15 protein-coding genes and 1 pseudogene are annotated in these 15987 nt (G+C 55.1%); 8 read left to right on the top strand and 8 right to left on the bottom strand.

Going from position 1 to position 15987, the window contains the following annotated elements:
- Positions 1-126, top strand: a pseudogene (locus tag AC2FJC_RS19590) (IS6 family transposase); the annotation flags it as partial.
- 129 nt (positions 127-255) lie between these two features.
- On the opposite strand, the gene AC2FJC_RS19595 reads toward AC2FJC_RS19590, so the two are convergent.
- Positions 256-600, bottom strand: coding sequence for a carboxymuconolactone decarboxylase family protein (locus tag AC2FJC_RS19595; protein WP_496740957.1), 345 nt, complete (start codon positions 598-600; stop codon positions 256-258).
- Positions 601-641: 41 nt separating this feature from the next.
- Between AC2FJC_RS19595 and AC2FJC_RS19600 the strand changes: the two genes are divergently transcribed.
- Positions 642-1367 carry a creatininase family protein gene (locus AC2FJC_RS19600; RefSeq protein ID WP_496740959.1) on the top strand — a complete coding sequence of 242 codons (726 nt, stop codon included), beginning with the start codon at positions 642-644 and terminating at the stop codon, positions 1365-1367.
- Here the strand turns inward: AC2FJC_RS19600 and AC2FJC_RS19605 are convergent, their stop codons facing one another.
- Both AC2FJC_RS19605 and AC2FJC_RS19610 read right to left on the bottom strand, forming a co-directional pair.
- Positions 1368-2132: an amino acid ABC transporter permease gene (locus tag AC2FJC_RS19605; protein ID WP_496725759.1), complete on the bottom strand. Its 765-nt coding sequence runs from the start codon at positions 2130-2132 to the stop codon at positions 1368-1370.
- Between the two features lie 10 nt (positions 2133-2142).
- Complete coding sequence (locus AC2FJC_RS19610) at positions 2143-2886, bottom strand: amino acid ABC transporter ATP-binding protein (protein WP_496725760.1); 744 nt, start codon at positions 2884-2886, stop codon at positions 2143-2145.
- A gap of 123 nt (positions 2887-3009) precedes the next feature.
- Between AC2FJC_RS19610 and AC2FJC_RS19615 the strand changes: the two genes are divergently transcribed.
- Positions 3010-3786 (top strand): transporter substrate-binding domain-containing protein, encoded by a 777-nt coding sequence (locus AC2FJC_RS19615; RefSeq protein ID WP_496737584.1) that lies wholly within the window; start codon positions 3010-3012, stop codon positions 3784-3786.
- A gap of 99 nt (positions 3787-3885) precedes the next feature.
- A complete protein-coding gene (locus tag AC2FJC_RS19620; protein WP_496740961.1) occupies positions 3886-4899 on the top strand; it encodes an amidohydrolase family protein in 1014 nt (337 codons plus the stop codon).
- A 56-nt stretch (positions 4900-4955) separates the two neighbouring features.
- On the opposite strand, the gene AC2FJC_RS19625 is transcribed toward AC2FJC_RS19620, so the two are convergent.
- Positions 4956-5504 (bottom strand): HutD/Ves family protein, encoded by a 549-nt coding sequence (locus AC2FJC_RS19625; protein WP_496740963.1) that lies wholly within the window; start codon positions 5502-5504, stop codon positions 4956-4958.
- A gap of 150 nt (positions 5505-5654) precedes the next feature.
- On the opposite strand from AC2FJC_RS19625, the gene hutC reads away from it, so the two are divergent.
- Positions 5655-6338, top strand: a complete 684-nt coding sequence (hutC, locus tag AC2FJC_RS19630; protein WP_496740965.1) for a histidine utilization transcriptional repressor HutC — start codon at positions 5655-5657, stop codon at positions 6336-6338.
- Positions 6339-6676: 338 nt separating this feature from the next.
- Entirely contained in the window at positions 6677-8137 is a 1461-nt protein-coding gene (locus AC2FJC_RS19635; RefSeq protein WP_496740967.1) for a sulfatase family protein, read from the top strand.
- Positions 8138-8146: 9 nt separating this feature from the next.
- Here AC2FJC_RS19635 and AC2FJC_RS19640 read toward each other — a convergent pair whose 3' ends face one another.
- Entirely contained in the window at positions 8147-9076 is a 930-nt protein-coding gene (locus AC2FJC_RS19640; protein WP_496740969.1) for a LysR family transcriptional regulator, read from the bottom strand.
- Between the two features lie 227 nt (positions 9077-9303).
- On the opposite strand from AC2FJC_RS19640, the gene AC2FJC_RS19645 reads away from it, so the two are divergent.
- Together AC2FJC_RS19645 and AC2FJC_RS19650 are read left to right on the top strand one after the other, a co-directional pair.
- A complete protein-coding gene (locus AC2FJC_RS19645) occupies positions 9304-9690 on the top strand; it encodes a hypothetical protein (RefSeq protein WP_496740971.1) in 387 nt (128 codons plus the stop codon).
- A 73-nt stretch (positions 9691-9763) separates the two neighbouring features.
- On the top strand, positions 9764-10723 hold the full coding sequence (locus tag AC2FJC_RS19650) for a LysR family transcriptional regulator (RefSeq protein WP_496725753.1): 960 nt from the start codon (positions 9764-9766) through the stop codon (positions 10721-10723).
- Here the strand turns inward: AC2FJC_RS19650 and AC2FJC_RS19655 are convergent.
- From AC2FJC_RS19655 to AC2FJC_RS19665, 3 genes are read right to left on the bottom strand one after another with little or no spacing between them, the layout of a single operon-like run.
- A complete protein-coding gene (locus AC2FJC_RS19655; RefSeq protein WP_496725752.1) occupies positions 10711-11592 on the bottom strand; it encodes an amidohydrolase family protein in 882 nt (293 codons plus the stop codon). The two genes, AC2FJC_RS19650 and AC2FJC_RS19655, sit on opposite strands and share 13 nt — an antisense overlap.
- Entirely contained in the window at positions 11589-13049 is a 1461-nt protein-coding gene (locus AC2FJC_RS19660) for a sulfatase family protein (protein WP_496740973.1), read from the bottom strand. The genes AC2FJC_RS19655 and AC2FJC_RS19660 overlap by 4 nt, the downstream gene beginning before the upstream one ends.
- Positions 13036-15936: an FAD-binding and (Fe-S)-binding domain-containing protein gene (locus AC2FJC_RS19665; protein WP_496740975.1), complete on the bottom strand. Its 2901-nt coding sequence runs from the start codon at positions 15934-15936 to the stop codon at positions 13036-13038. The genes AC2FJC_RS19660 and AC2FJC_RS19665 overlap by 14 nt, the downstream gene beginning before the upstream one ends.
- Positions 15937-15987: the final 51 nt, after the last annotated feature.

Genomic DNA, 15987 nt, shown 5'->3' on the forward strand with positions numbered 1-15987 from the left:
TTCAAATCGTTCAGATCCGCCTCGGCTACACTGGACGGCATCGAAGTCGCCAACATGATCCGGAAGCAGCAATTCCCCAGCAATACGACGTCTGGCTTCCAGCTATTCGCAGAGATCGCAGGATAGGTGTATCCGGTAAGTCGCTGACTTTGGCCGTTCCAAATATTTGCGACAGAACCAGATGAAGGTGCTGTTCAGTGCGTCAACAGCTCTGACGGATAACAGAAAAAGATGCACGCTGCCTTAGTGTGGCCCCTAAGCACCGGTACCAGCGAACTCGTCAAACGCTTCCAGCGCTTTTGCGCCAAAGGCGATCGAAGGGCCGCCACCCATATAGCCGATCATCTCCAATGCTTCGCAAAACTCCTCGCGGGTAGTGCCGAGCCGGACAAGCGATTTGGTGTGAAACCCGATACAACTGTCGCAACGCGTCGAAATTGCAATGCCCAGGGCGATCAGCTCCTTGGTCTTTTCATCCAGCGCGCCATTGCGTTTGGCGGCTTTGGACATCGAGTTGAACCCCTCGAACATACCCGGGGCCTGTTTATGCAAAACGCCTATACGTTCCATTGTTTCAGTGAGAAATCCGCTCCAGGACATCGTGTCTTTCCTTTTCTTGACTGGTTCTGTTAGCTGGCAATATGCGATTGGAAGAGATGACCTGGACCGAGGTCGAGACATACCTCAAAACCCGAAAGGGTATTATTCTGCCGACCGGGTCCATCGAACAGCACGGGCCCATCGGTCTGATCGGTACGGATGCCATTTGCGCGCGCGAGATCGCATGGGCTGCGGCCGATATCGCCGGTGCGGTCGTGGCGCCCGAACTGGCTTACGCCCCTGCGCCGTTCAACATGAGCTTTCCGGGCACCATCTCGCTGAGCACCGGTCTCTACGGCGATCTGGCGAGAGAGGTTATGCAAGGGCTGGCTCATCATGGATTCTCGATGATCTATGTTTTGAACGGCCACGGTGCCAACCTTGAGCCCTTGCGGAAGGCGGCACACGACGTTAGTGCGACAGTCCGAATTCGGAGCTGGTGGGACTTTGACCGGGTCAACAAACTCCGACGTGGCTATTACGGCGACTGGGAGGGTATGCACGCCACCCCATCCGAGGTCGCGATTACACAGGCCACCCATCGCGTTGTTCAGGCCGGAGACACGAGTCCTCCGCGCAAGCTTTCTGCCGAGTACATCGCGGCCCACGCGGGTGACCGCCATGGGCCGCCCGATGAACATCGGCGCGACTTTCCCGATGGGCGCGTTGGGTCCTATTCTGAATTGGCCCGACCCGAACACGGGCGTGAACTCGTCAATGCCGCGGCGCAGGCCGTCGCCGCGGATTTCGCCAGCTTTGTTCATTGATCAGCGGCTTTCGTCCGATCTCATTTTTCGTTCCAGCCAGCGCACGAAGAAGCTGATGATCAGGACGAGAACAAGATATTCAAAGATCAAAAGCGTATAGATCTCAAGCGGTCGGTATTCCGTTACGACCAACTCGTTGGCACGGCGCGTCAACTCCTGCATCCCGATCACCGAGGCAAAGGCGGACATCTTTACGATATAGATGAACTGGTTCGCCAACGGGGGTAGAATCCGCTTGATCGCCTGCGGCAGGATTACATACTGCATCGTCTGGCGGTAGTTCAGGCCAACAGTTTTTGCCGCTTCGGTCTGACCCTTGTCAATCGACTGGATGCCCGAGCGGTAGATCTCGGCGGTGAATGCACTATCCGAAATGGCCAGCGTGATGATCGCGCCCCAGAACGCGTCGATGCTGATATTGATACCGATTGATTTCAGAACAACCGGGAATCCGTAAAATACCCAGAACAACATCGGCAGGAGCGGTATGGCGCGGATGAATTCAATGTAGACCCTGCTTGGTAACCGCAGCCATCGGTTTGAAGACATGCCCGGCAGGGCAACCAGAAGCCCGATGGCCATTGATAGAACGGCGGCAATCAACGACAGGCTGATCGTCGACCAGAAACCCGACAAAAGAAATCGGATGTTGTTCTGACCCGTTTCTGTAGAGGGGTTGACGACGTACCATCCCCAGTTGCCCGAAGAACTACAACCGGCGAGAATGACAAGCGCACAAAGAGCGACAAGCGTTGTACGTTTCATGTGATACCCCTTAGTGCTGAAGGATCTGGCTGAGGAAAAGCTTGCAACGTTCTGATTTAGGTGCCTCAAAGAAATCTTCGGGTGTACCTGTTTCAATCACTTCGCCCTGATCCATAAAGATCATCCGGTCCGCTGCCTTGCGCGCGAATCCCATCTCGTGGGTAACGCAGATCATCGTCATTCCCTCTTGGGCAAGATCCACGATCACGTCGAGCACTTCCGAAATCATTTCGGGGTCTAGCGCCGAGGTGGGCTCGTCAAAAAGCATGATCTTGGGCTCCATGCAAAGTGAGCGCGCTATGGCGACCCGTTGTTGCTGACCACCGGAAAGTTCGGTTGGCCGCTTGTGCGCCTGATCAGGAATCCGGACTCGTTCGAGATATGTCATGGCGCGTTCTTCCGCGTCCGATTTCGACAGGCCACGTGCCTTGATTGGTCCTAGCGTCAGATTTTGGAGAATTGTCAGGTGGGGGAACAAGTTGAACTGCTGAAACACCATGCCAACCTCGGATCGGATTTCTTCGGCGGCCTTTTTGTCCGTCATTTTGATCCCGTCGACCGTGATCGAACCGGAATCATGCTCCTCCAGAGAATTCACACATCGTATGAGCGTTGATTTGCCGGATCCCGAAGGCCCGCATACAACAATTCTTTCTCCAAGCGAGACATCCAGATTGATGTCTCTGAGCGCGTGATAGTCTCCGTACCACTTATTCAAGTCGCGGATTGTGATGACCGGCGATGCATCTGACATAGACCTGCCCCTTTGAGATTGTTAGCGTAAGACTAGCTTTGCCTTCAAATTAAAACTATACAAAATGTGATAAATACAGACATAAATCTGGTTGCGAACGCGCGAACAAAAGGGGAGGAAGCGATGAAGCTGCTGAAATCAATGGGCCTGGCCGCGGGTCTTGTACTTGGAATGCTCACAGGGGCGGCCAATGCCCAATCGGCTCTGAATGACATACTGAACAATGGGGTGCTGAAAGTCGGGACAACCGGCGACTGGAACCCGATGTCCGTCCGGGATCCGGCAACCAATTCCTACAAGGGATATGATATCGACGTCATGACCCAACTCGCCGAAGATCTGGGCGTGGAGCTTGAATTCGTGGCAACGGATTGGAAGACCCTGGTAAACGGTGTCGTTGCCGGGAACTATCACATTACAGGTTCGGCCTCTATCAGCCCGCCCCGCCTGAAAGCTGCCGGGTATTCGAATAGCTATATCTCAGTTGAAATCTATCCCTTTACGACTGAAGAACAGGCTGAAAACTTCTCGGATTGGGACTCGATCAACAACGGGGAAGTCAAGGTTGCGACCACCTTGGGGACGACATTCGAGAAAAGCGTCCGCGAGTGGTTCCCTGACGCTGATATCAAGGTTGTTGAGGCACCGGCACGCGGTTTCCAGGAGGTTCTGGCAGGGCGCGCTGATGTTTTCATCACATCGAATATCGAAGGTTCGACCTTGCTCGAAAAATTCCCAAACCTGCGTCAGATTGAAGTAACTGAGGCGCGTGCGCCGACACCGATCGCGATGCTGATGCCCCAAAGCGATCAGGTATGGATCAACTATGTGAACAGTTGGATCGAACTGCGTCAGTCGCAGGGATTCTTTGCAGCGACCGCCGCAAAATGGGGCCTGTAACGTTCTGACTTTGACACTGTAAAAGGCCCGCTGCGATAATCAATCGGTGGGCCTTTTCTGTGCGCTACGTCAGTAATCGAGATGTCAGGAGAGACCGATATGCGCATTGACATGCATTCCCATTACTACGGTGGTGGGCTGGTCGAGACTTTGCGTGCCCGAAAGTCGCATCCTCGCCTTAGAACACGCACAGATGGTGTCACTGTGATGTCAGCGATGAATGGGGAATTTCCGTTCACCGATGCCTATCATGACCCGCAAGTGTGTCTGGCCGAAATGCGAAAGCAGGGACTGACGCACCGCTTGCTGACCTTCCCCGGAGCACTTGGCGCCGATCTGTTGCCCGCCACGGAAATTGCACCGGTCATCTCAGCCTTTAACGACCACCTTGCCCAGTTGGGAATTGATAGCGATGGTGCCCTGATCGGGCTGGCCGGAGTGCCGCTGGATGATCTTGATATTGCCTGTGCAGAGCTTCGCCGTGTTCGTCGCGATCTGGGTTTGCCGGGAATTATTTTGCCGTCGAACTATTTCAACTCTCTGGCCGAAGCTGACTCATTGCGACCGCTATTTAAAGCGGCAAACGAATACGGCTGTCACATCATGCTGCACCCTGGTCTGAAAGTCGGGCAAAACCCGCCGCCGCGCCCCGCGGACCTGATGCAATACCGACTGTCCGCAGTGGAACTGCAATCCAGCGCTTCTCAGGTCGCCTTGACCATGATCATGTCAGACCTGTTGGATTCTTACCCGGCTGTTTCCTTTCAGATAGTCAATTTGGGCGGCACGCTCCCCTTTATTTTTGAGCGGTTAGAAAGCATTGCGCGGCATCGCAACCCGGATGATCCGTTCCCGACCCAGCGTCTGCGTCGGCTCTGGTACGATTGCGCTTCGCTTGGGCCACGTGCGTTGGAGGCAGCTGTTAAGCTTTTGGGCGCAGACAGAATTATGCTGGGATCGGATTATCCGATCTTCACGGACGATCCTTATACTCATGCGGTTGTTCCGGCAGCACTGACCGCCGAAGAAAAGGAGCAGGTGACGTGGAAAACAGCGAACGCATTGCTGAGCCACCTGTCGGAACTTCGCGCGCAAAAATGCACCCCGGGCTAATTTCAACGCGTGACGGCTAAGTTACCTCCCATAGTCGATTGAGGTTCTCTTGCCCGCTATCGATTCTTGAGGCGCGCCAATAACGAAATGCTGTCCTCAAGACCGATGACTGTGAAATTGCCAACCTCAAGGATCGCAGCCTCAGTGGGCTCAACCCTGTGTCCATCGATAGAGCAGCCCTTGTACACTGAAAACAGACACAGAACTTCGTTAGGACGCGCTTGGAGCTTATGAGTGCCCTCACCGGTCAGACAACCCACGGATGCAGCGCACTGAACAGGATCATAGATTACATTAAAATTGCGCACTGGACCCGCTGTCAGCCGACACGACAATTCAAGATCGCCTGAAAACCTCAGTGGATCGGAAAACCGCGCGTTCAACGGTGTTGCAGGGCCAACCAGATCAAAGCCATCTCCCTCGACAACGGTCAGGATACGAGACATGTCCGGAAATGTGGAAAATGGCCCGTCAGCTTCCACGTCAGCAAGGCTCACACGCCAGATGACGCCCTGCTCGCCACTTCCCTGTGCAATTTCTCGCGTGGTCCCCAAGCCGTTTTTCCACAAGACGGGCTCCAGGGTTCTGGTTCGGACATATTTCATTTCTGTTCGCATTTCGGGTTGGTCATAGGAAGGTAGCGTATGCTTGCTGTTGTTCGAATTAGGCGTGCCGACGGTTGCAATCCCTCGCCGCATACGAGTACAAACATTATGCAATAAATTTAGACATATTATAGGCCATTTGTCGTGCGGGTGAGCTATCAGGATATAAAATCAAACATCCTAGGCCGCATCCGCGACAACACCTGGCCGCCCGGCGCGGTAGTGCCTGGTGAGGTTCAGCTTGCCAAGGAATTTGGCTGTGCACGGGCCACGGTAAACCGTGCAATGCGCGAACTAGTTGATGATGGCGTTCTTGAGCGTAAGCGCAAGGCAGGAACACGGGTTAAAACAGCCCCGACGCGCCAAGCCCGGATCACAATTCCGCTTATTCGGGAAGAAATCACCAACCTCGGGGCCTCCTATCGGTATTCGCTTGTAGAGCGCGAGGTCATCGCCGCCCCCGGCTGGTTGCGCGCTCGGGTCAAGATCCCAAAAGGGGGTGAGGTTCTGCATCTCAGATGTATGCACTTCGCCTCAAACAAAGCCTTTCAGTTCGAAGAGCGCTGGATCAATCTTGCGACCATTCCTCAGGCACGCGATCAGTCGTTCGAAGAAATTGGGCCAAACGAGTGGCTTGTCCGTGAGGTTCCGTTTACCGAGGTTGAACTGACGTTTTCAGCGACCAACGCCAATCTGGAGGTTGCGGAGTTCCTGGGGGAAAACGAAGGAACGGCCTTGTTCACCGTCGAAAGAACCACTTGGCTGGAGGAGAACAACGTGACTCATGCCAAACTCTATTTTCCTTCTGGTTACAAAATGACGACCAAGCTGTGATGGCATTCGCATTGCGTTGGTGGGCAACCTCGGAAAGGCATCTGTTGTAGACGGTTCTGTTGCAAATTTTTGAGCATGGCGAGCTGATTCAGCGATCGTATCGGTGTTAAACGGCGAGTTCGGTGAAATGCTTGAATGGACAGACTCCAGGCGTAAGTTGCCGTTTGCGCACATGTTTTGAGAACTGGGGCAAGCCGCGGAGCTTTTGAGCCGCAGATCCAATTGAATTCCTGAGTCAAGCTGGTCAATTTCGAACCAGTTGTTTCCAATTTTGCACGAACTCGCGTGGTAGTTGCCGTTATGACATTGCGTAAATGGATTTGATCTGAGGAAACTCCATGGCAACGCCCGGCAATTTTATCTTTTTTGTAACGGACAATCATGCGCGCAACTTTCTTGGCGCAGCGGGGCATTCAACTGTGCTCACCCCGAGCCTGGACAAACTTGCTGGACGTGGAGTTCGTTTTGAAAACGCTTACGCCACCACAACTTTGTGTTGCCCGGCTCGCGCAGCGATCGCCACCGGCCAGTATCCTCACCAAACCGGGTTCTGGGATAACGCGACGATGTATGATGGATCAGTTAAGTCCTGGCACCATCGGCTGCGCGACGCAAACGTGCCAGTCACTGCAATTGGGAAACTGCATTACCGTTCAGAGCAAGATGACAATGGATTTGCCGAGGAAATTCACACGATGCACGTGGTCGATGGGATTGGATCCCCGCTGACGTTGTTGCGAGCAACTGAAGATGGGGTGCCAAGTCGCGCGGGTCACAAGGCAATCTATGGGAATTCTGGGCCGGGAGAGACAGATTACCAGATTTATGACCGCCAGATCACCGAACGCGCAATCGACTGGTTGCGCGCCAATGCCGACAACGCTGAGCCGTGGGCCTTGATCGTTTCTTATCCCAGCCCGCATCCCGCGTTCCGGGCGAAACAGGAGTTCTGGGATCTGTACCCTCCGGAAGACATGACTTTGCCGTCCACGTGGGACGCGTCTGATCGCTATGACCATCCAGCTATGGCGTATCTTGCGTGGATGAATCAGTTGCCTCAGGGCATGGACGAAGCATTCTTGCGAAATGCCTATGCCGGATACTGCGCCCTGATCACTCAAACCGACGCAGAAATTGGCAAAGTAATTGATATGGCTGAAGAACTGGGCCTGACTGACACCACGCGGATAGCTTACACATCGGATCACGGAGAGGCAATCGGTGCTCATGGTATTCTGGGTAAGGCCAATCTGTATGAGCATTCCGCCGGTGTTCCACTAATTTTGGCTGGTCCGGGATTGCCGGAGGGTAGGACGGTTTCAGATTGTGTCGGTCATGTGGACCTGTTCCCGACTATTTTGGATCTGTTTGACGTGCCAACCCCAAAGGACGGGGGCCTGCCGGGTTGTTCGCTTTTGCAAGTGATCAATGGCGAGCAGCCACAGAGAACGGGTTTTTCCGAATATCATGCGATGGGAAGTGTAAATTCCAGTTTCCTGATACGGCAGGGTGACTGGAAACTGATCTATCACGTCGATATGCCCAACCAGCTTTTTAATCTGGCGACTGACCCTGATGAAGCAATCGATTTGCTGGCCGGTGGGAACACCCACCCAAAAGAGGCAGAACTATCGGCACTGCTGTGCGCGATGGTCAATCCCGAAGAGCTGAACGCGGTCAGCAAGGCTGATCAGTTGGCCCGGATCGAGGAGTTGGGCGGTTATGAGGCCGTAAGAAATTCTGGCTCTATTGCGGCCTCGCCCATTCCCGGCATGAAAGTCAATCTGGAGAAGATCTGAGTCTGCCGTTTAGTCGGCATCCAGTTTCTTGTCCAATTCTTGCCGATACGCCAGAACCTCATTTCGGATCGCTTTTTTCATGAATGCAGCGGCTCCGTCGACTTCATTGTCGACGGGAACGACGAAGCCAACAGGAATAGAATGCTGTGTTTTAATGCGGCGCAGAACATGGGTTTCCCCAAGCAGGGCCTTGGAGAAAATGCCGTCCGTAATGGTCAAACTGCCGACTGCCAGCCCGATATTGATCGCGACGTCAACCGTTCCGCTTTCTTGCCGAACGTTTGGGATTAAACCCGCACTGTCGAACACCCGAGCAATGCGTTGACGCATGATCGAACCGCTCTCTATCAGCGACAGAGGTTCATTGGCCAAAGCCTGAACAGGAATTTCACGTTGGTCAGACAAACCATGTGTCCGAGGTAAAGTAACGCACAAGGGAAAGTCGATGATTGGCTCTCCGCGAACGCCGGCATGCACAACGGGAACCGTCGTGAGCGCAATGTCGAACATGCGCGATGCAGCCCAACGTTTGATACTATGTCGGGCCTCAACGCTGATGCTGACACGAGTGTTGGACTTGGTCTCACGGTAATAGCGACGAACAGCGCTTGGGAGAATTTGCTCGGCCATTCGGGGAAACCCGAGTATCCGGATCGTCTGCTCTTTGGTCGCGCCATTGCGAATGGCATCGGAAATTCGCGGCAGCTCATCTACGACACTGAGCGCTCGAATTGCTTCGGGTAAAAAGGTTTCAGCTGCCTCGGTAGGGATCAGGCGCTGCCGTTCTCTGCGAAACAGTTTCAGTTCCAGATCACGCTCTAACGCCGATAGCATTCTGCTGGCCGCAGATGGCGTCAAATGCATCTTCTCAGCGACGCTTGCAATTGTCCCTGCCTGCATGACCTCAACAAACAGCCTGAGTGAGGGAATTTTGGGCATTCTGGCGGACATTTCTGAACCCTGACTTGGTGCCAATTTGGTGTATTTTGGGAACCAACTTGCCGGAATTATTCAATCCGTGCACGAGTAAAATAGTCAGCTCGTGATCCGAATTTCCTCTAACACTCATATCAAAAAGATATTTTTGAACCGATTCCTGCGTTGGTACTGTTTTTACTAAATCTGGGATCTCTGATTGGATCTGTCGGTTCGAAAGTGGGGCACAAATGAACAATGACGCAATTGCGGCGGCCAAAGAGGTTATGCATCGCCATGTGCAGGCACTGAATGCACGTGATGCCACGGGCATATCGAAGACGCTCCACTTTCCACATTATCGATTGTCCGGCGAGGCGGTGAAGATCTGGGAAACCCCAGACAGCTATTACAGCGATTTTAAAACGAGGGCTGGGGGCGATTGGGGACATACCGAATGGGGGCATCTGAACGTACTGCAATCCAGCGAAAGCAAAGTGCATTTGGACGTAATGGTGAACCGGTTCGACCACGACGGGCTGCCCTTGGTATCTTTTACTTCGCTGTGGGTGGTTACGCGGATTGATGGTATTTGGGCGGCGCAGATGCGATCGTCGTTTGCGCAGGATCTGCGTTGAACTGATATCAGATTTTCTTCTTTCTCTGGCGCGGCTATAGTGGTTTAGACTGCTTAAATTGCTAGAGTTTGATATGAACATCCGTCAGCTTCGCTATTTCATTTCAATCGTTGATCAGGGCAGTGTTTCCAGTGCCGCGAGGGTGCTGCATATTGCCCAGCCTGCGTTGAGCCAGCATATCGCAAATCTGGAAGAAGAACTTACCACCGAATTGCTGATACGCTCATCACGGGGGGTCAAACCGACAAAGGCTGGTGAAGTTCTGTATCAACACGCCCGTAAGATTGTGGCGCAGATGAAGCAAGCCACCGATGACGTCCGGAAAGAGGCGGATACGCCCCGTGGTGAAGTTTCGATCGTCGTGCCGCCGATGTTGGGCGTTCATGTTGCGCCGTTGTTGTTGGAAAGGGTGGCCGAGAAGTATCCCGAGGTCGAGCTTCGAATTCTGGAGGAGCTGGCGTTGAACGTGAAAGAGATGATTGAAAACAGCCGCGTGGATCTGGGTATCCTGGCGACCCGCGAAAAAGCGTCCAAGGCTGAGTATCTGCATCTCTATACGGAACCTTTGTACTTGGTGACCCGACGCAAAGAAGGCGATAAACCCTGTTCCGGGGATGAAACCATCGATGTCAAAGCCTTGTTCTCTACGCCATTGGTCTTGAGCCAGCAGTCTCATGCTGTCCGCGAAATTGTCGAAGATGTGGCTGAAAAGATGGGTCGAGCGCTGAACTTGCGTGTCACAACAGAATCCGCCCGGCTGAGGCTTAGCTACATCCGCAGCGGTGTAACGTCGGGTGTGCTGCCGTGGCCGTCAATTGATGCACTTTGGCGTCGCGGGGAAATCTCTGCAAAACGTTTGGTCAAGCCAGATTTGATCCGCGAAGTTTACTTGACCTGGCCACGCAATCAGCCGCTGAACGCGGGATCGCGGGCCGTTCGGCAAGAGTTGCTGGATATCTGCCACGAACTGTTTGACAGCGGTATTATCCGAGGCACGTTTCGGCATGTGCAAACCGAAGGTCAGAAGCCGTAAAGGCGCGCCGGATTATCTGACAGGATTGCTTTCCGAGTTTCTGCGGATGGGGCCCAAGTCGCCAATTCATCCAACAAATCGCCGTCATTGGGCATAGCGACCGGAATATGTGGGTGCGGCCAGTCGGTCCCAAAGACAACCTGATCTGGGTTCGCCGCAACCAATGCCTGCGCGACGCGTGTGACATCTTCATAAGGCAGCGTAGCCCGACCTGTGATCCGATATGCGCCTGAAAGTTTGCTCCAGGCCTTGCCTGTGCCCATCAGGTTCAACAAAGCCTGAAACCCTTCTGAATCGATGCCCCCTGCCACTGGAAAGTGCCCCATATGGTCAAAAACGGTCTGCAGCGGCAGGGTCGAGAAAAAGGCGTAAAGATCGGGGAAAGCGCTGACGTCGAGCAACACCTGAAGATGCCAGCCCATCGGCGCGATCTTGTCGGCGATAGTGCGTACCTCGGTCATCGCCTTTTCACCGCTGAACAGCAGATTGGCCCGGACTCCGCGCACGCCCTGATCATGCATGTGCTGCAACTCATCCTCGGTGATCGAAGCGTCAACCACGACCACAGCACGGTAGCGTTCAGGGTCGGTAGCCGTGGCCTCAAGCGTCGCACGATTGTCGGTGCCGTAAATGCTGGGCTGTACGATAACAGCGCGCTGAAACCCCAATGTTTTAAGCAAATGTTCATATGATGCCAATGACGCTTCCGGAGGGGTATACAATCTGTCCGGCACCATCGGGTACCGTTCTGGCGGGCCGAACACGTGGGAATGGCAATCGCAGGCCAATGGTGGCATTGTAAATTGCGGCGCGCGCGGTGCCCCATCCGGGGCCGCGCAGCTCGGGATTTCTGCGTTGGCCCCAGTCATGTCGAGGTGCCGTTTGACGCGACAAAGTCAGCGTTAACGCCCGGGGCAGGGGTTGCGCCAAACCCGCCACGTTCCAGTACCGCCTCAACACCGCCATGTTTCGCGATGATCGCCGCCTGATCAGCTTTGGCCTGACGGTCAACCGCATCCGGGTCACAAACCTTGAGCAGTTCAGTATGCAGTTGGGCACGGGTCGCTTCGTACTCGGGCGCGGTCCCCAGATCGATGACTTCACCCGGGTCGGTGTCAAGATTGAATAGCTGTGGCTCATAGCCGGTGTAATAAATGTATTTCCACGGGCCCTTGCGGATCATGAATGCCCCCGACATGGCGCCGGCAGCATGATACTCTGAGAATACAGCGCGGTCAGGGCAATCTTCCTCAGCCGCAATCCGGAACAGCGAGCGGCCGGGCAACTCAGGGTCATTGGCCTTCAGACCAGCGCAATCCAGGACGGTGGGAAAAACATCCGCCAGCGACACCGGTGTTTTGCTGATCTTGCCGCCGGGCACGTCTGGTCCGGCCATGATCATTGGAATGGCGGCGGCTTCTTCGTACATGTTGGATTTGCCCCACATGCCACGCTCGCCCATGTTGTCGCCGTGGTCGCTGACATAGATGACATTTGTGTTGTCGTTCAGCCCAGCAGCTTCGATCGCATCCAGAATTCGGCCAACATTGTAGTCCATGAAGCTGACCAGTCCAAAATAACCGGTCAGCGCAGCCTGCGTGCGTTCCTCATTAAAATTGTCGTACACAAAGCAATGGCGCAGTGCCTTGAGCCAGGGGTGGTCATCCTCGCGCGCGGGTTTCGAAGGTTTGAGATCCATGTCCTTGTACAGGTCATAAAACTCCTGTGGTGCGGTCAGCGGGAAATGGGGCGCAACCATCGAGATGAATACTGTCCATGACTTGTCGCCCGCCTGTTCATTGCCACGTTCGGCAATCCATTCGCATGCGGCATCGGTGATGTTGCGATCATAGGTGGTGTAGGATGTCTCACCTGCGCCTGCGCTGTCGGCCAGATCGCGGGCTTTCCAACGGCGCGGCATCGGCTCTCGTACACATCCCAGCACGTCGCCGACACCGTTGACTAGATGCATCGGGATCTGCTGGAAATCCAACCCGACCGGGTCAGATGCGTTGCGGTAGTGCAGTTTGCCGATCGAACCCACCGGGTTACCGTTTTGCTGCAGGTAATGGCCCCACGACTTAGGGTCACCCGTGTAAGGTGTGGCATTGTCCCAATGGCCGGTCTGATGGCCATATTTACCAGTTGCAAAACTGGCGCGTGCAGGCACGCAGATGGGCGCGTTGGTATAGGCGTTTTCGAACAAGGTGCCCCGCGCGGCCAGCCGGTCGAGATTGGGTGTCTTGATAAATGGGTGTCCGGCGCATCCCATGATGTTGGATGCGTGTTCATCAGACATCAGGACAATCATGTTAGGGGTGGTCATTGCGGCCTCCATTTTGTGCGTGCGCTTCAATCCGCGCCAAAAGTGCGGAGCTGGGATGTGCGGGTTTGACGTTGCCATACCGCCCCGCCTGGGACCGGCAGGAAAACCCGGTCGCCAAAGCGCCAGTTCCGGCAACGTTTAAGGGTTCGCGCCAAGACATTTCGAAAAGTTGGCTAGACATGTCGCGGTGTTCGGCTTCGTGGCCGAACAGCCCAGCCATGCCGCAACACCCGGTGCTGGCGATGTCGAGCTTCAGGCCGAAATGCCGAAACACTGCTTGCCAGCGCCGGGGGGTGGCGGGGTCGGCTGTTTTCTCGGTACAGTGTGAAAACAAGGTATAGCGCCCCGCGTCATCAACGGGCATTTGGGGAACTGAGTGTAGAATGTCAGACAGGAATTGGTCCAATGACATGACTTTTCGCGCGCCCAGATCGTATTCCTTGTTCAGCAGGTCGGTCACGGCGGGTTCAAGGCTGATCAAGGGCAGATCGTCGGGCATGACCCGCAACAAAAAAGCGGTTGTCTGATCGCGCTGCGTTTCAAAGGCATCCATCATGCCACGCACTTGCCGTGCCTTGCCATTGGCCACAGGTGGAATGGCCCAGACAGTAAATCCCAGCTTCTTCAACAGGGCTGTTGATTGCGCAACCACGCCGGTGTCGAATGCGCCAGTGAAACTGTCGAGGACCAGAAGTGCCGGATTCTGACCCCATTTCGATGGCGTCGTGTCCGGATAAACAATGCGACCCCCGGCGTTTTGCACCGCCTCTTCTGCGGTCAGCGGCGCATAGCGCGGGATATCGACAAGGCCAAATCCCCGGTTCAACACAGCCCTGGTCAAGCTTTTCCCCAACACCAGATTGGCCAGACGCGGCAGCTTGCGCAGGGCAAGCGAAAGCCCCTCCATGTGGCGCAGCAGGTGATCGCGTGCAGGGCGCGCGCGGGTCTGGAAGTACTGATGCAAAAAGGCGGATTTCATCGCCGGGATATCTACGCGGACCGGACATTGACCGGTGCAGGATTTGCAGGACAGGCACGTGTCCAGACTGCGTTTCAGCGCCTCTTCAACAAGGGCGGAATCCTCGCCGGTTGAGCGCAGACGCGCCCATTCGCGGAATAGGCTGGCGCGACCCTTGGGGGCTTGAACCTTATCGTGCGTAGCCTTGTAGGACGGGCACATTGGATCGCTAGGTGCCCAGTTGTGGCACGCCCCGTTGCCATTGCAGGCAATCGCGCGTTCGATGGCGCCAAAGTTTTCTTCGTTGATTTCCGCATCGCGAGGGCCGCGCATGGGTACGGCGTCGATCTTCATCACCGTCAGATCGCTTTCGGCGGCTGTCACCAACTTGCCGGGGTTCAGGCGATTGTCGGGATCAAACCAAGCCTTGATTTTGCGCATCACCGCATAAAGCTCGGGACCAACATAGCGTTCAACATATTCGCCGCGCACGCCCTTGCCATGCTCGCCCCAAATCAGGCCTCCGTGTTTCTGACACAGGTCCGATACCGCGTCCGAGACTTTGCGGATCATCGCCCGATCCTGCGGCTCTCGCATGTTCAGCATTGGGCGCACGTGGACGCAGCCGACATCTGCATGCCCAAACATGCCATAAGATAACTCGAACTGATCCAGAAGCGCGCCGAATTCGGCGACAAAGGCTGACAAGTTTTCGGGCGGTACTGCGGCATCTTCGACAAAAGGCAGCCCGATCCGCTTTGTCTCAACCGCGGCCAGCAGTCCTACAGAGCGTTTGCGCATTTCCCACAATGCTGACATTTCGTCGGGTTCTGCCGTGGTCACCTGTGCTGTGACATACACGCGGTTTTGGTTCAGAATTCGGGCCAGACGTTCTTGACCGGCTGTGACCTCTTCAACCGTTTCACCGATGAACTCGACAAACAGGAACCCGCCAGCATCGCCGATCTGGCCCAGCACGCCCTCAAGCTCGCTCCACATGGGCGAGGCGGCCGCAAGGGCAAGGATCTTGTCATCCAGAAACTCTATTGCGCTTGGATCTGCCTGCACCAGATGCGGAACATGTCTGAGCGCCAAAGCGCAGTCGTCATAAGCCAGAACTGTCAGCGCCCGCTGTTTTGGAATTGGTGTCAGTCGCAGGGTCAATTGGGTGGTCAGCGCCAATGTCCCCTCTGACCCGGCCAGAAGCTTGATAAAGTCGAATTCACCCGACGTGCCGCGCGCCTGATCAAGGTTATAGCCGGTCAGCCCCCGGTTCAGCTTTGGGAAACGTCGGGCGATCTCGGCGGCCTTGTCGTCCAAGTCCTGACGCAGAGCATGTCCCATTTGACCAAGCTCCGCATCAAGTGTGCCGTGAGTGGTGACAGAGACAGGCCGCCCGTTGGCCAGAATCACATCCGCTGCGATGACATGATCAGACATGCGCCCATAGATCCGGCTGCTTTTGCCGCTGGCATCGGTGGCAAACATACCGCCGATTGTTGCCCGAGAAGAGGTCGACACCGTGGGTGCAAAGAAAAATCCGTGGGGTTCGAGGAAAGTGTTGAGCTGATCCAGCACGACACCGGGCTGAACGGTGACAGTTCCTGCCTGCAGATCCAGGGTCTCGATACCCCGCATGTGGCGCGACATGTCTACAATCACACCCGCGTTCAGTGATTGCCCGTTGGTTCCCGTTCCACCACCGCGTGCTGTCAGGGCAATGTCATGCTCTTGCGCCAATCGGGCCAGTATTGCGACGTCCTTGCCGGATTTGGGAAACAGGATCGCGTCGGGAGTAATGTGATAGATGCTGTTGTCCGTGGCGGCGACCAGACGAGCGCCTTCATCGTTTTCGACATCACCGGAAAATCCCTCTATGCGCAGCGCATCGAGATACCGAGACAAGGATTCGGGGGGGTGATCCAGCATGTTAGCGATCCTGCAGGGTTGGTTCGGGCGCAATTACGCCCGAACCCATGG

This window comes from Ruegeria sp. CDSB117, from assembly GCF_059611005.1.

Bases quoted from the DNA above. Each gene is read 5' to 3' on its own strand.
- AC2FJC_RS19645 (WP_496740971.1), top strand. From the start codon at position 9,304: ATGAACAATGACGCAATTGCGGCGGCCAAAGAGGTTATGCATCGCCAT.
- AC2FJC_RS19625 (WP_496740963.1), bottom strand. From the start codon at position 5,504: ATGAAATATGTCCGAACCAGAACCCTGGAGCCCGTCTTGTGGAAAAAC.
- AC2FJC_RS19655 (WP_496725752.1), bottom strand. From the start codon at position 11,592: ATGACTGGGGCCAACGCAGAAATCCCGAGCTGCGCGGCCCCGGATGGG.
- AC2FJC_RS19650 (WP_496725753.1), top strand. From the start codon at position 9,764: ATGAACATCCGTCAGCTTCGCTATTTCATTTCAATCGTTGATCAGGGC.
- AC2FJC_RS19665 (WP_496740975.1), bottom strand. From the start codon at position 15,936: ATGCTGGATCACCCCCCCGAATCCTTGTCTCGGTATCTCGATGCGCTG.
- AC2FJC_RS19595 (WP_496740957.1), bottom strand. From the start codon at position 600: ATGTCCTGGAGCGGATTTCTCACTGAAACAATGGAACGTATAGGCGTT.
- AC2FJC_RS19640 (WP_496740969.1), bottom strand. From the start codon at position 9,076: ATGCCCAAAATTCCCTCACTCAGGCTGTTTGTTGAGGTCATGCAGGCA.
- AC2FJC_RS19605 (WP_496725759.1), bottom strand. From the start codon at position 2,132: ATGAAACGTACAACGCTTGTCGCTCTTTGTGCGCTTGTCATTCTCGCC.
- AC2FJC_RS19620 (WP_496740961.1), top strand. From the start codon at position 3,886: ATGCGCATTGACATGCATTCCCATTACTACGGTGGTGGGCTGGTCGAG.
- AC2FJC_RS19660 (WP_496740973.1), bottom strand. From the start codon at position 13,049: ATGACCACCCCTAACATGATTGTCCTGATGTCTGATGAACACGCATCC.
- AC2FJC_RS19635 (WP_496740967.1), top strand. From the start codon at position 6,677: ATGGCAACGCCCGGCAATTTTATCTTTTTTGTAACGGACAATCATGCG.
- AC2FJC_RS19615 (WP_496737584.1), top strand. From the start codon at position 3,010: ATGAAGCTGCTGAAATCAATGGGCCTGGCCGCGGGTCTTGTACTTGGA.
- AC2FJC_RS19600 (WP_496740959.1), top strand. From the start codon at position 642: ATGCGATTGGAAGAGATGACCTGGACCGAGGTCGAGACATACCTCAAA.
- AC2FJC_RS19610 (WP_496725760.1), bottom strand. From the start codon at position 2,886: ATGTCAGATGCATCGCCGGTCATCACAATCCGCGACTTGAATAAGTGG.